The organism is Peribacillus deserti (assembly GCF_002863585.1).
In the GTDB taxonomy this organism is placed as follows: Bacteria; Bacillota; Bacilli; order Bacillales; family DSM-1321; genus Paraperibacillus; species Paraperibacillus deserti_A.
The window spans coordinates 1-14,135 of record NZ_PGUY01000057.1; the positions used below are offsets into that span (position 1 = coordinate 1).

The following is a 14,135-nucleotide window of genomic DNA, read 5'->3' on the forward strand; positions in this document are numbered from 1 at the left end:
GGTTGATTGGAACGTGAGGATGCTCGCTTTCCGCGGGGCGGGCGCTGAGCCTCCTCGGCTTCGCCTGTGGGGTCTCACCTGTCCCGCTGCTCCGGCAGGAGTCTCGCACCTTACGTTCCAATCAACCTGTTTAACAATAGGGTTTGTTCACAGAACTATTAAAAAAACAACAATCTTTTAGAAAAGAGCCAAAAAAAAAGAGCCTTCCTATAAAGAAAAGGCTCTTCATTGATACCGTTTTATCTGACTAGCAATAAACAGTATCAATAGAATCTGTGCTTGCGGCCATGCTTGCGCTTGTGGTCGTGGCCATGCTTATGCTTACGCTTGCGCTTATGACCATGGTCGCGGTTATGGTTATCCTTGCAGCTATGGCAATGATCGCGATGGTGGTCATGGGTGCACTTATGGCAATGATCATGATGATGGTCATGCCTGCACTTATGGCCATGATTGTGATGATGATCATCATGCCTGCAGCTCTGACAGTGACAGTTATGTCTCTCTCCTTTTAAACATCTATAGAAACAAGTTTTAAAACTGTCATTGCTGGTCAGAGAAGGCTCATGACATTTTGCCCAGCAGCATCCAAAGTTATTATAACTCATATTTTCATCCTCCTTTTTACTAGTAATTTATGACTTTGAATAACAAATAGAAACGGCTATATTCTCAGTCATAAAGCCTTTTTTTGATTAATAGCTGTAGAAATTACTATATAAAAAAGGAAGTGAAAATAGGGTTATGGCCAAGGGGAAAAAGAGGAACATTTTAGAGCAATAATGGTTGATGACGTTGTTTCTAAAGGTTAAAAAGAATACCATTTAAGGGAAACACCTTAATAGACACATACCATTAATGAGACAAAAAGCAGATTTTAAAATGTCCTTTTTCACAAACTTATTGCAATTGAACAAAGAGGTTGATTGGAACGTGAGGATGCTGGCTTTCATCGGGGCAGGCCGTTAGCCTCCTCGGATTCTTCTGCGGGGTCTCACCTGATGGAAAAGCGGAGGACGGTGCTTTTCTAAAAAAGCTTATATATAAACTCATAATGATGACTCTAACTCTTGGTGCATCCTAAATTCATTAGAAAAGCAGACACCTGATAAAGAAGACAGAAGCTTAGTCGCTATAGATGGATGGGCTTATGACTTAATGGTCTAAAGCCTTGTAGCTGGATCAAGGAGTCCCACACCTTACGCTCCGATCGACCCGATTTCAAAATATGTTTTCACAAAACTTATTAAAAAACAATAATTTTTTAGAATAGAGCCTTTAAAATAGATACATTAGTCATCTGTTATATAAAATAAACCGGCTCTTAAATTGAGCCGGTTGATCTAGCTTTGCTTTAGCTCTAATCTTCGTGCAATAAGAGATAAAGCATAATTCACAATGAAATACATGAATGCTATAAGTACAAATACTGGTATTACGTAAGACCCTTTTTGAGCATAAATGATCTGTCCGTTATGCAATAAATCCGGCAGGGCAATGACTACAGCGAGGGATGTATCCTTCAGCAGAGAAATGAATTGGCTGACAATCGGCGGTACCATTCTTCTTAAAGCCTGAGGCAAAACAATGTAGCGTAACGTTTGTACGTAATTCAAGCCAGATGAACGGCCTGCTTCAATCTGCCCTTTCTCAATTGAATTTAGACCGCTTCGGATTATTTCTGCAAGCATAGCAGATTCAAAAACAGTCAAGGCTGCAATGGCTGCTGTTGTAATTTCCATCTCAATCCCGATTTCCGGCAGTGCGAAATAAGTGAAGAAGATGATAAGCAGCAGCGGAAGATTTCGGATCGTTTCAACTATTACCGCAAGTATATGTGAAACAACAGGTATTTTCGCATACCTCAGTACCCCGATAATGCCTCCAATAATGAAGCTGAGCACGATTGAAATCGCAGCGACTTTTAAAGTGACCCAAAAGCCCTCTAACAAAAACTTGAAATGGTCGAGTGTGTATACTTCAACGAATGATGCAAAAAAATCCATTTATGGACCTCCTCAATTGCTTCTGGCCAGGCGTTTTTCGAGATAACCTACGCCAAAGCTCAGAGGGATCGTTAATATTAAATAAAATAAACCTACAAAGATATATGTATCAAAAGGTGAGAATGTCTTTGAATTTACTAGATCACCATGATACATTAGATCTCCTCCCGCAACTACAGCCAATAAAGATGAGTTTTTTACCAGGTTGATAAATTGATTGCCTAGTGGAGGTATAACAATTTTAATAGCCTGGGGGAGTATGATCAATCTCATAGCCTGTCCATAGCTCAATCCTGAAGATCGTGCTGCTTCCATCTGTCCTTTTGGGACTGACATAATCCCGGCCCTGATTGCTTCCGCGATGAAAGCCGCTGTATAGATGGTCAAGCCTATCGTACCAGCTGTCATCCCGCCAAAGTTGCCGGCTAGGTAAGTGAAGAAGACGATAACTAACACCGGTATGTTACGGATGAATTCCACATACGCGGTACCAAGCCAATTTATCGGTTTTAAAGGGGCAATACGCATCACTGCAATAATGGTTCCCAATATAAAGCTGCATAATAAAGAAATTAAACTGGCATAAATGGTTATTTTAAATCCTTCAATATATGAATCGATGTTATCTGTCAGTATAGAGAAATCCAGCAAACGATCTCCTCCTAATTAATAGGATGGGGAGGGCCGTGTAACAAAGGGACCTCTGCCCATCCTGACAAAAAAGCTGTATTAATTATTTTTCTTTAATCCACTTGCTCTTAATTTCATCATACTTCCCTGAGTCCTTCAGGCTTTTTAATGCTTTATTCAGCTCGTCAACAAGCTCTTTGTTACCTTTCTTAACAGCAATGCCATACGGTTCTTCCGTGAATGTTCCGCCCACTAACTCATAGGATGGATCTTCTTCAGCCATACCATAAAGGATCGCATCGTCTGTCGTTAATGCATCACCTTTTCCGGATTTTAATGCAGTAAAGGCTTCTGCATAGTTTTCGTATTCCAGTACTTCTGTTTCGGGTGCTTTTTCACGAATGTTGACTGCTGATGTAGAGCCTTTAACAGCGAGCACTTTTGTTCCTTTTTTCAAGTCATCAAGACCTTGGATTTTACTGCCCTTTTTCACCAAAAGGGATTGACCGGCATCAAAGTACACATCTGTGAAATCTACTTCTTTTTTACGCTCCTCGTTGATTGTCATCGTAGCGACGACCGCATCAACCTTCCCGTTGTTCAGCAGTCCAACCCTCGTTTTAGAAGTAACTTCTTTATATTCAGGTTTAACATCAGAGCCGAACATTTCTTCAGCCAATGCTTTCGATAGGTCAATATCAAATCCTTCAACTTTTCCCGTTGAAGGATTCTTCAATCCAAATAAACGGGTATCGTGCTTTACACCAAATACAATTTTCTTTTGATCTTTAATCTGTGCAAGGACATCCTTGCTGTCTTCTTTTTCCCCGCCTCCGCATGCGGCCAGCATAAGTGCAGCCATTGATGTTACGAGAGCCATCTTAAAAAGCTTTTTGTTCTTGAACATTTTTTTACCCCCTATTAATGATTTAATATACGGCTGAGAAATAAGCGTGCACGCTCTTCACGCGGATTCGCATAAAACTCAGCCGGAATTGCTTCTTCCAGGATCCGGCCTTCATCGATGAACACAATCCGGTCGGCAACTTCCCTCGCAAAACCCATTTCGTGGGTTACCACGACCATCGTCATTCCTTCTTTGGCAAGGGTCTTCATGACATCAAGAACCTCGCCGATCATTTCCGGATCGAGTGCTGAGGTTGGCTCGTCAAAGAGCATAACTTCCGGTTTCATGGCAAGTCCGCGTGCAATTGCCACACGCTGCTGCTGACCGCCTGACAGCTGGGAAGGATAAGAGTCTGCCTTATCCAGTATTCCTACTTTGTCGAGATAATGCCTGGCGGTTTCCTTAGCTTCCTTATCCGAAAGGCCCAGTACCTTTACAGGAGCAAGAGTGATATTTTCGAGAACGGTTTTGTGTGGATATAAATGAAAGTGCTGAAAGACCATTCCGATATTTCGGCGAAGCTTATTGATATCTGTCTTTTTATCACCTACCGAAATGCCATTTACGGTGAGACTTCCATCAGATATGGATTCCAGGTGATTGATACAGCGTAGCAGAGTGCTTTTCCCCGAACCGGATGGCCCTATAACCACTACTACTTCACCCTTATTAATTTTGAGATTAATATCTTTTAAGACTTGAAAGTCCCCATAAAACTTATTTACATGGCTAAATTCAATCATCCCTGACCTCCGATATAAAACGTAGTTATATGTATGTGATTGTGTTATCAAAAATTTCAGAATTAATTAAATTATAAGATATGATTTGTAAATTAGTCAAATTACGACAGAAATTTATATGATTTTTTTATACACAGATTAGAAAATGCAGGTAATACAAAATTATTAAATTTAAATTTCACGATGTTTTATTAGTAGATTGAAGGAAGGGGGAGAAGGATAAAAGAAATTTTTGAGCCTGCTTTTTTAACTATAAATTTTATGGCATTAAAAAAGCTTGCAGAGGAGAGACTCTCTACAAGCTTTCGAATTAGAATTATTTAGTAAGCGATGTTGTTATTTGATCGATTGTAAGCTCATTGGCAATGACACCATTTATAGTCCAATGGCTCGGATCTTCCATGTTATAGACATTACCCTGCTTAGAGGCTTTAAGACCCTTAAAAACAGAGCTTTGCTGAAGCTTTTTCAGGCCTGTCTCTCCTGGTTTGCTGATAAGGAATAAATGATCAGCATCAAGCTCGGATAGAGATTCGAGCGACAATGGCTGCCAGCTGGCTTTTGGCACAGGCAATTTTTTCACCATCTCAGGCTGGGCAACACCCAAATCTCCGTATAACACGTTTCCGGCAAACCTGGTAGATTCAAACAGGTAATACTGATCTCCGGCAATCCAGATCATAGCTGCAGATTGACTGCCGATGGCCTGTTTAATATCTTCGGAAGCCTTTTTTGTTTTTTCCTGATATTCGGCAAGTTTATCTTTTGCTTCTTTTTCTTTTCCAGTGATCTGACCCATAATTTCAAGCTGTTTCTTCCAGTCAGAGCTGTCTTCGTTTTTGAAGACATAAGTTGGAGCGATTTTTTTATATTCTTCATATTGTCCTTTTTGAATAGAAGCACTTGAACTGAAGATAATCAAGTCAGGATTTGCTTCGATGGTCTGTTCAAGAGGGAGGTCCCAGCTGATTTTTGGCACATCCTTAAGATCTTTCTGAAGATAATCCAGAACCGAGGCCCCGATAGACCATTGTGCTGCGGGAGTAATTCCAAGCGCAACCAGAGAATCTTCCATATATGGAGCCAAAATGTTTTTGGTATCAGCAGGGATCGTCACTTTACCCATTGCATCTGTTAATGTTTTTTCTTTTGCCGGCTCCGTCTTTGATTTGTCAGTATCAGATGTATTCCCACAGGCCGCCAAGAGCATGAGTATGCTGAGCAGCGCTGTAAGGAACCCTATACTTTTTTTATGTAAGCGCAACGTTATTTTCCTCCTTATGAATTTAGCTGTTTATGAAAATGATAATCATTATCAAGGAAAAAGTCAATAGAACCGCTAAATATACTGGTAATTGATGATATTTCATCAATAAACCTTGAAACAATGTTAATATAATCATATACTTAAAGACATTGAAAATGGTTCTCATTCATTAATTTATACTTATATAAAGAGGTAGAAATGTGGTAAGAAACCCTAATAATTACACTAGTTCCCCAGCAGGACGGGGACTGCGGGCTGGTCTTGTACTATCAGCCGGGAGCGCTGCTGTTTTGTTTGCGCTTGCAGTTTCTATCGTGTATGGCACAACTCATATAGGCACTGGTACGGTGTGGCAGGCGCTTGTTGATTTTAATCCCGATAGCACTCAGCATCAGGTAATCAGAGAAATTCGGCTCCCGAGAGCGTTGACAGCCGCCCTAGTAGGAGCGTTTTTGGCGCTTTCTGGAGCGATTATGCAGGCGTTGACCCGAAATCCGCTTGCCGAGCCTTCTTTGCTGGGAATCTCCTATGGTGCTGCTCTTGCACTTGTCATTGCACTTTCTATGTTCCCTGGGATTTCCTCATCTGGTTCTGTCCTCGTATCGATGGCCGGTGCAGGCCTCACGGTTCTCCTTGTTTTCTCTTTGGCCGCTGTTTCAAAAGGCGGGATCGCTCCTGTTAAGCTGGCTCTCGCAGGAGTGGCGATCGGCATGTTTTTAAGTTCTTTAACATCGGTCATTGCCATTCATTTTGATGTGTCGAAAGAATTGAGCTTCTGGTATGCAGGAAGTATAGCGGGTGCTGGCTGGGGCGGTGTGAAAATCCTGCTGACAGCCGGCATTTTTGGGATCCTGATCGTCATCCTGCTTGCCCGCTCATTAACCCTGCTTAATCTTGGAGCAGAAGTTACAAAAGGACTTGGTATAAATGTGAGGCTGGTAAATGGTCTCGGTGTTCTGGCTGTTCTTATGCTTACAGGAAGTTCGGTAGCGATTGCAGGGACAGTGGCATTTGCAGGGCTGGTCATCCCGCATATCAGCCGCATGCTGATCGGGCCTGACTATAGGTATATTCTGCCGGTATCAGCGGTACTTGGCAGTCTGCTTCTTGTACTTGGGGATATCGGGGCAAGAATGATCAACTCACCCTATGAAACACCAATAGGTGTAATTACTGCTGCTGTAGGCGTACCATTTTTTCTATATCTAGTCAGAAGTGGAAGGGGCAGATTCTCATAAAAAGCATGCAAGCCAGGTTTAAATGGAGTACATTCATCCTGCTTGTACTCCTTGCACTTTCCTGCCTTCTCAGTTTGAATCTTGGTGCGGTCTCTATCAAACCATTGGAAGTGCTTCAAACCTTTATTGGAAATGGTTCAGAAAAACAGGAATTAATATTATTTCAGTTTCGTCTTCCTGGCATTATTCTGGCGATTATGGTTGGTGCTGGAATGGCTGTATCAGGAACGATTCTGCAAAGCATTACACGCAATGACCTGGCTGATCCCGGAATACTTGGAATTAATGCAGGGTCAGGCCTGGCTGTTGTTATTTATATTACTTTTTTTCAGACAGCCGCAGGAGGGCTTACCTTATTAAGTACTTATATCCTGCCGCTGTTTGCTTTCTTGGGTGCCGTTATGACAGGCGGGCTGATTATGTTCCTTGCCTGGAAAAGGGGAATAGAATCCATCCGTCTGATCCTCGTTGGCATCGGTGTCAACGCAGGGCTGAGTGCTTTTATCATCGCTTTACAGCTAAGGCTTGATCCGCATGATTTTGTAAAGGCGATGGTGTGGCTTTCCGGAGATTTATGGGCAAAGCAATGGTCTTATGTATGGGCCCTTCTGCCGTGGTTTACCATCTTACTGCTGGCGGCACTGCTTAAATCCCATACGCTGAATATTTTACAATTAGGAACGCAGATCACTACAGCACTGGGAATCCGTTCTCTTTGGGAACGAATGCTGCTGCTATTGACTGCTGTGTCGCTGGCCGGATTGGGTGTCGCTGCAGGAGGAGGCATCGCCTTTTTAGGAATGATTGCCCCTCACATTTCACGCAGGCTCGTCGGCCCTAAGCATCAAGTGTTAATACCGACGGCTGCTTTGATTGGAGCGATCATCTTAATCTTGGCAGATACAATCGGAAAGAATGTACTGTCGCCAACACAGATTCCAGCAGGGCTGGTTGTGGCCATTGTAAGCGTTCCATACTTTGTGTTTTTACTAATGAAATCCAAATAAGGAGGATGAGCGGATGAACTCTCTGTCAACAGAACACTTAACAATTGGCTATGAAGAGCGGATTATTGTGCGGGATCTCAACCTGGAAATAGTACCTGGCAAAATCACCGCAATAATCGGGCCGAATGGCTGCGGAAAATCTACAATTCTTAAAACAATGGCAAGGCTTCATCCGGCATCATCCGGCGCCATCTATCTGGACGGTAAATTGATCCATAAAACCCCAACCAAAGAAATAGCAAAAAAATTAGCCATTCTGCCGCAGTCACCTGAAGCTCCTGAAGGCCTGACTGTTTACGAATTAATCTCTTATGGCCGTACACCCCATCAATCCGGTTTATCCCGATTGAAGGAACACGATCAGCAGATGATTGAGTGGGCACTAGAGGTTACCGGATTAAAACAGCTGCAAAATCAGGCTGTCGATACTCTTTCCGGCGGTCAAAGGCAGCGTGCATGGATTGCCATGTCCATTGCCCAGGAAACGGATTTGCTGCTGCTGGATGAACCAACAACGTACCTGGATTTAGCCCATCAGCTTGAAGTGCTGCATCTTTTGGAAAAATTAAATCGTGAAGATAATAGGACGATTATTATGGTGATTCATGATTTAAATCAGGCAGCGCGTTTTGCAGATCATCTTATAGCTTTAAAGCAGGGGGAAATTATCAAACAAGGTCCACCCGAAGAAGTGATTAACTCAGATATCCTGAGACAGGTATTTAATATTGAAACAGACATTGTGACAGACCGCCGGACAGGAAAACCGGCTATGCTTTCGTATGAATTAATTAAGTAAAGGCGGAGTGAGAATGCTGCAAAAAGAAGCCATTTGGCAGGAGCTTGAGCGTTTTAATGTGGTCTCTGGCGGGGAGGCTCCCCTATCGGATACCCTTGATGACCTTAGTTCTTTACTTAATCTTGTTTCAAAAAGAACTCAAACTGATAAACCCTATGCTCTTGGCTCGGTGCTGGTGAGGCAAACCGCGTTTATTTTCGTTTCCCAGCTCTACATCCTTAGTAAGTATAGACTGACATGGACGGGAAATATAAAGGAAATACGTGTCCTAGACCAGGAAATCAGCGGGAAATGGATGCCGCAATGGCTGTTTCCTGAAGGCAGCTGGGTGTCAGCTGCCAATGATGCTGACGTGATTTCCGCTCTGAAAAAGATTATTTGTGAAGATTGCCGGAACTTCATAAAAGATGTTGCTCAGGCTACTAAATCCTCTCCAAGTGTACTTTGGGAAAATATTTGGGGATATGCGCTCTGGATGTATGTACAGTTAATGCAATCAGATGAAAATGCCAGCTTTGCCCGGCATGACATCACATTGCTCCTAGAAACGGAAATCTGGCAGGGTTTCGAGAGCCGTTCGCCATTTGTAAAATGTTTAAACGGCCAAACGCCGGAAGAAAGCATGGCAGCTTATGCACGGGTAACATGCTGTCTGTATTATCTAATTCCGGGTCATGATAGCTGTTCTTATTGCCCGAGATTGTCAAAAGATAAGTGTCTGCAGGATTAAGGTGAAAGAAAGATCGGCTATGTGCGCTGGTCTTTTTTTATTCCTAAAAAGAATGTGGAGGGGGAGGGACATGGCCGGTAAAGGGCATATCCCCGCTAAAAAGACGTAATCCCAACCTGATTTCCCTCTCCTAAATTTCGGCTTACCCAGAGTAAAGCCCCGCTAGTGCAGGCCGAATGGTCATACTGGTTAGTCTTATAAGTCATTTATATGAAATTACTAAATACAGGGAGGGTTATTCTTTCTATATTAGTTTTAATGCGCCAAACACGACTACTAAACAAATGACTATTAAAGAGCACGTTTCACCTGTTCCACTGTTTCCCCGATCCCGGCATATAGGCACAGATCAAATAAGTGATCATATACCGTATGCTCTTTATTAATTAAAACCATGGGAATAGCGGTCCCGCTTATTAATTGAGGAATAGAGTTAATCGGGCCAACTTCTAGTGATGAGCCCATCACTATAAATAAATCAGATTCATAAGCAGCCTCCACTGATTCGTTGAAGTGATGAACGGAATCCCCGAAGAGGACTACATCGGGCTTCAGGATCGTATGGCATCGAGTATCATTACTTGATTTAGTCTGGCAGCGAGGTGTTTCGTGTGTATTTATATATTCCAGGTCATACTTTGTTCCACACTTGGGACAGGTGGCGGTCTTTAATGTACCGTGTACTTCGTATACTTTGTGTGTACCAGCCTTTTCATGGAGGCCGTCAATGTTCTGCGTAATGACTGTGACGTCTCTGCCGCTATTTTGAAGCTCTGTTATAAAGAGATGCCCCCGGTTGGGTTCGTATTGATTCAAGAGCTTCATGGCAAAAATGTCTTTATAAGCTTTCCAGAAATCAACGGGATGTCTCTCAAAATAAGAAAGAGAAACCAGCTTTTCAAAGCTTTGATTATTTGTCCACAAACCATTCCTGCTCCTGAAATCAGGCAGATTTGATTCTGTACTGATACCAGCCCCGCTGAAAAAAGCAATCCTCTTTGCTGCCTTTATATACGCAGCCAGCTGTAAAATAGAGTCCATAAGGCATTCCCCTTTATTCAATAATATATATCATACCCAAAATCTATTAGGGGACTGTCCCTAATTACCATATTTCCCAAACCGAAACCCTGTCATACCAACGGGAAATGGGGGACAGCCCCAGGGATAGCCCCACATTTCCCTTATTCTAAACGGGCCTTCTTGCGAATAAGCTTATAGGGTAAGGGGGGAATGTATGGGTACGATTTATGAGAAGTTTGATGTTCTTTCAATAAGGGATATTCATAGGCAGTTAAATGAAATTCAAATGATAGCAAGATCCGAGCAATGCGGAAGCAGCGAGCTTGCTTGTTCGCTTGATTATATTACAAAAGCGGCAGGAATGCTCTGCAGCATATTGGAACAGCAGCTTGAAGGGAAAATAGATGTTGAGGAACCGCTGGAATATATAGAGAGGAGTGTAGGGGAAGCGTTAAAAGCAGCCAGAAGGCTGGAGTGAAAGAAGACAGAAAACAAAAGAAGCCGTCATTCAATTTGAATGACGGCTTCTTTCTATATTAGATGCGTTTAGCACCGATGAATTTTGGCTTCCAGTAAGTGTTGCTTGTCTTAGAATAAGAAACACCGTTAGAGCTTGCAGCGTGAATCATATTGCCGCCTCCTACATAGATGGAAACGTGTGTAGGTCTAGATGCTTTGTTAGGAGCAAAAAACATTAAGTCGCCAGTGGCTGGAGTGCTTACTCGTGTTCCTTTTGTATACATTTCAGCAGCAGTACGAGGTAATGCTTTTCCTGCTTTACCGAATGAATATTTTACGAGTCCCGAGCAGTCGAAGCCGCTAGGTGAAATGCCTCCCCAGCGATAAGGAGTTCCCAATTCACTTTTTGCTACAGAAATTGCTTTAGTACGGTAAGAAGCAGGTGACGGTGCAGCTGCCTTTTTAGAAGCCAGATATTTTGCATTTACGTAACCTGTTTTGCTTCCCGCCTTGATTTTGGACCAGCCATTTGAAGTAGAATATACAGATACCGAAGTGTTTTTTGATAGTTTAGTAACGATGGAAGAATTAATAGTGGCACTTTTACGAACATTTAATGTGCCTGAGCTTACGTTCACATATTTAGTTGTGGTGCTTGCAGCAGCTTCAGTTGCGAGTGGTGTAACACTGCTTATCATAAGGACAAGTGACAGAAATGCGATTATTTTCTTCAATTTAGTAGTTTACCCCCTGCTGTGATTTGCTAAACCTATTATAACCAGAAATAAGTAACATTATCATCACAGTAATATTACGGTTATATTACATATTATAGGGAAGGGAGTCATAAACTGAAAAGTTTTGTAGAATTTCGGTGCTGAAAATATCCGAAAACGTTCTTTCCCTTAATAAATGAAATAGTAAATAGAAAAAGGAAGGTTTTACGTCTATATATAGGAAGTAAATATTATAGTTTTCCACGCTTAGATTATATATTTGGCTGCTATTATGATATTTACAATATCAGTAAAGGGGTGATATTATTAAGAAAATGCTTACATAAAGGCGATGTGTAAAGCATAAAAATTCTTTTTCCTGCATTTTTTTCAAAGGAGAACAATTCTATGTTTAACGAAAGAGACGCTCTAAAACTGAGGCTTGAACAATTATTGATGGCAGAAGAGAAGACAATAAGAGAGTTTAGAGAAGAACGAAGAGAGATACTAGACCGATTAAGAGAATTAGATTTATTAGATAGACAAAAAGACATCACTGAAAACAAAGATGCCGATCAGGTAAAGCCTTTACAATTTGACGATGTTTCTCCAGCAACTTCAAATGAGAGATTAGAAGAAGCACAGAGCCGTCTGGAGGAAAAAGATCAAATTGGCAGGGAGCCGGTAAAAGAAGAAAAGCCAGCTAAGGGGTATCATAAAAAAACGCTGTTATTAAGAGACGCTACTCTGAAAATTCTTCAGCAGCACCATACCGCAATTCCTTTGGCACAATTAAAAAAAGAACTAGAACAGGAAACCGGTGTTGAGATAAAGAATATATCGTTATTTATGACTAATTTAGCCAAAAAAGAGAGCCATTTAAAAAAAGCGACACATGGTCAATATATGTACATAAATAATTGAATTGATAAATTGGGAAATTGATTTATTACTATTTAAATCTTTTTCCTTTTTATTTTGGAAACTTTTCTTGTGTTCCTTAAATATTGACAATTATTCTAGAATTTTGTATAAAAACAGAAAAATCACCTTTTTTCAGGCTGTGATACATTTACTCTATCCTAATAACTAGAAGGCCAGGTGAATCAGTGTGATGGAATTTAATGAGAGAACAGCATTAAAAATGAGGTTAGAACAATTGGCTCATTATGAAAAAAATGTGTTCGAACAAATTAGACTCGAACGGATGGATATCCTCCGCAGAGTAAAAGAATTAGAAGTGATGGAACGTGTAAATCCAGACTATAATTTTACCAAGAAAGTCAGTAAAGGAAAGAGTTATTCAGCTTTAGTATATAGAAATAGGTAGAAACCTGTTAGACTCCGGACAACTCCGGAGTCGTTTTTCATTTTTGGAAGTAAATAAGAAGATATTTTTTAATGGGAATCATTCTGCTGTCAATGTTTGATAACCCGGCTGTGTGTTTTACATATTTTACATAGGCAGCCTTTATGATGCCTGAACTCCCTATGACACTTATTCCTATGGCACTCACCTTCAAACCAAATTTTGTTGATGTTTTCAAGTGGAATGATTTTAATGGTCTCTTTTTTAGGAAAAGGATCATTATCTGTTCTGCACGAACATAATTCCACAAAATTTGAGCCTACCATAGAGACTTCTCCGCTTACCAGTTCATTCGCAGGCTCTAGTAATGATAGTTTAATACATTTACCCATCATCTGTTTAAGGCGAAAGCTTAGTCCCCCTTCAATGCCTGCCAGCCTGATAAGAAAATCATCGTCGCAAAACTTATGACTTCTCAGGATGTCAAAGCCGATCGAGGAACTCTCGTGATGTTTTCTTTTTCTTCCCATTTCACCGCTCCTTTCTATTTATCCTTCAATAATAAGGTATTTTTAGATGTACAGTTTGGTTACTTTTTCCATTTAAATGTGTTCTATTCGAAGGAATAAAGTTGTAATTATAAATTGAAGAACTTAATTAAAGAGGTGAGTAAATGGCAAACGGATCTTCTAGGAGTTCTACGGCTATAGACTTAATACAGCAAAATCTAGGCAGAGACATACTTATTGTCGTCAGTGCTGACCAGTTAAATATTTTTGGGCAGACATTTCGACCTATCTTTGTAGGCACACTTATTGAGGCTGACGAAGGGCGCATCACTCTCTGGCCGGTGCAAATTAAGATGTCAAATGCACCTAATTATGAGTTCCCAACACCTTTATTTTTTCCAGTTGAGTCCATAACCGCTATAACCAGGTTTGACCGGGATATTAAATTCCCAATTTCTTAGGAGGTGAATGCTGTTGGCCGGTGGAAGATCCAGCAGTTCAAATACAGGCGGGGGCAGTATGGACAGTCCAAGTGGAAGAGCCCGTCTCGCTTTCAGAGAATTTCTTCAGCAGAGTGTTGGCAAACGTGCTCTCTTTTTAACGGCAGAGTTCCCATTTCTATATATAGGTGAAATTCTTGAAATAATCGAAGATTATGTACGGGTAGCTGTTGATACCACTGAGCAGCCGGTATTTGAGGACAGAAATTGGATTATTCATATTGATGCTATACAGGTGTTATATATAGAAACGGAAGGCTTTCCAAAAATTCCAGAATTGAAGGATTGAGTC

General features: G+C 41.2%; 18 protein-coding genes. 10 read left to right on the plus strand and 8 right to left on the minus strand.

All coding sequences use genetic code 11. The features are described from left to right. Nucleotides 1-311: 311 nt before the first annotated feature. Nucleotides 312-515: a hypothetical protein gene (locus CUU66_RS17755; RefSeq protein WP_142383746.1), complete on the plus strand. Its 204-nt coding sequence runs from the start codon at nt 312-314 to the stop codon at nt 513-515. Nucleotides 516-1,343: 828 nt separating this feature from the next. Here the strand turns inward: CUU66_RS17755 and CUU66_RS17760 are convergent. From CUU66_RS17760 to CUU66_RS17780, 5 genes are all read right to left on the minus strand, one after another. Then, nucleotides 1,344-2,006, minus strand: coding sequence for an amino acid ABC transporter permease (locus CUU66_RS17760; RefSeq protein WP_101644636.1), 663 nt, complete (start codon nt 2,004-2,006; stop codon nt 1,344-1,346). 12 nt (nt 2,007-2,018) lie between these two features. After that, on the minus strand, nt 2,019-2,657 hold the full coding sequence (locus CUU66_RS17765; protein WP_101644637.1) for an amino acid ABC transporter permease: 639 nt from the start codon (nt 2,655-2,657) through the stop codon (nt 2,019-2,021). Nucleotides 2,658-2,739: 82 nt separating this feature from the next. Then, nucleotides 2,740-3,543, minus strand: coding sequence for a transporter substrate-binding domain-containing protein (locus tag CUU66_RS17770; RefSeq protein WP_101644639.1), 804 nt, complete (start codon nt 3,541-3,543; stop codon nt 2,740-2,742). A 14-nt stretch (nt 3,544-3,557) separates the two neighbouring features. Continuing rightward, the gene (locus CUU66_RS17775) at nt 3,558-4,286 is read right to left on the minus strand and encodes an amino acid ABC transporter ATP-binding protein (protein WP_101644641.1); all 729 of its coding nucleotides are present in this window, start codon (nt 4,284-4,286) and stop codon (nt 3,558-3,560) included. A 316-nt stretch (nt 4,287-4,602) separates the two neighbouring features. Further along, a complete protein-coding gene (locus CUU66_RS17780; RefSeq protein WP_257968057.1) occupies nt 4,603-5,550 on the minus strand; it encodes an ABC transporter substrate-binding protein in 948 nt (315 codons plus the stop codon). A 203-nt stretch (nt 5,551-5,753) separates the two neighbouring features. Here CUU66_RS17780 and CUU66_RS17785 point away from each other — a divergent pair, with 203 nt between their 5' ends. From CUU66_RS17785 to CUU66_RS17800, 4 genes are read left to right on the plus strand one after another with little or no spacing between them, the layout of a single operon-like run. Continuing rightward, nucleotides 5,754-6,791, plus strand: a complete 1,038-nt coding sequence (locus CUU66_RS17785; RefSeq protein WP_257968058.1) for a FecCD family ABC transporter permease — start codon at nt 5,754-5,756, stop codon at nt 6,789-6,791. A gap of 5 nt (nt 6,792-6,796) precedes the next feature. Continuing rightward, nucleotides 6,797-7,798 (plus strand): FecCD family ABC transporter permease, encoded by a 1,002-nt coding sequence (locus CUU66_RS17790; RefSeq protein WP_180955344.1) that lies wholly within the window; start codon nt 6,797-6,799, stop codon nt 7,796-7,798. 13 nt (nt 7,799-7,811) lie between these two features. Continuing rightward, nucleotides 7,812-8,597, plus strand: coding sequence for an ABC transporter ATP-binding protein (locus CUU66_RS17795; protein ID WP_101644645.1), 786 nt, complete (start codon nt 7,812-7,814; stop codon nt 8,595-8,597). A gap of 13 nt (nt 8,598-8,610) precedes the next feature. After that, nucleotides 8,611-9,327: a (2Fe-2S)-binding protein gene (locus tag CUU66_RS17800; protein ID WP_101644647.1), complete on the plus strand. Its 717-nt coding sequence runs from the start codon at nt 8,611-8,613 to the stop codon at nt 9,325-9,327. 291 nt (nt 9,328-9,618) lie between these two features. Here the strand turns inward: CUU66_RS17800 and CUU66_RS17805 are convergent, their stop codons facing one another. Then, nucleotides 9,619-10,368: an NAD-dependent protein deacylase gene (locus CUU66_RS17805; RefSeq protein ID WP_101644649.1), complete on the minus strand. Its 750-nt coding sequence runs from the start codon at nt 10,366-10,368 to the stop codon at nt 9,619-9,621. Between the two features lie 196 nt (nt 10,369-10,564). Here CUU66_RS17805 and CUU66_RS17810 point away from each other — a divergent pair, with 196 nt between their 5' ends. After that, nucleotides 10,565-10,828: a hypothetical protein gene (locus tag CUU66_RS17810; RefSeq protein ID WP_101644651.1), complete on the plus strand. Its 264-nt coding sequence runs from the start codon at nt 10,565-10,567 to the stop codon at nt 10,826-10,828. Between the two features lie 58 nt (nt 10,829-10,886). Here CUU66_RS17810 and CUU66_RS17815 read toward each other — a convergent pair whose 3' ends face one another. Then, nucleotides 10,887-11,543, minus strand: a complete 657-nt coding sequence (locus CUU66_RS17815; RefSeq protein WP_101644653.1) for a C40 family peptidase — start codon at nt 11,541-11,543, stop codon at nt 10,887-10,889. Nucleotides 11,544-11,933: 390 nt separating this feature from the next. On the opposite strand from CUU66_RS17815, the gene CUU66_RS17820 reads away from it, so the two are divergent. Both CUU66_RS17820 and CUU66_RS17825 read left to right on the plus strand, forming a co-directional pair. Continuing rightward, a complete protein-coding gene (locus tag CUU66_RS17820; RefSeq protein ID WP_101644655.1) occupies nt 11,934-12,449 on the plus strand; it encodes a Rok-like winged helix domain-containing protein in 516 nt (171 codons plus the stop codon). Nucleotides 12,450-12,636: 187 nt separating this feature from the next. Continuing rightward, nucleotides 12,637-12,855, plus strand: a complete 219-nt coding sequence (locus CUU66_RS17825; protein WP_142383747.1) for a hypothetical protein — start codon at nt 12,637-12,639, stop codon at nt 12,853-12,855. A gap of 89 nt (nt 12,856-12,944) precedes the next feature. Here CUU66_RS17825 and CUU66_RS17830 read toward each other — a convergent pair whose 3' ends face one another. Further along, a complete protein-coding gene (locus tag CUU66_RS17830; RefSeq protein WP_101644660.1) occupies nt 12,945-13,364 on the minus strand; it encodes a hypothetical protein in 420 nt (139 codons plus the stop codon). 143 nt (nt 13,365-13,507) lie between these two features. Between CUU66_RS17830 and CUU66_RS17835 the strand changes: the two genes are divergently transcribed. Together CUU66_RS17835 and CUU66_RS17840 are read left to right on the plus strand one after the other, a co-directional pair. Next, nucleotides 13,508-13,804, plus strand: a complete 297-nt coding sequence (locus CUU66_RS17835; protein ID WP_101644661.1) for a hypothetical protein — start codon at nt 13,508-13,510, stop codon at nt 13,802-13,804. Nucleotides 13,805-13,817: 13 nt separating this feature from the next. Then, on the plus strand, nt 13,818-14,132 hold the full coding sequence (locus tag CUU66_RS17840) for a hypothetical protein (RefSeq protein ID WP_101644663.1): 315 nt from the start codon (nt 13,818-13,820) through the stop codon (nt 14,130-14,132). The last annotated feature ends 3 nt before the right edge of the window (nt 14,133-14,135 follow it).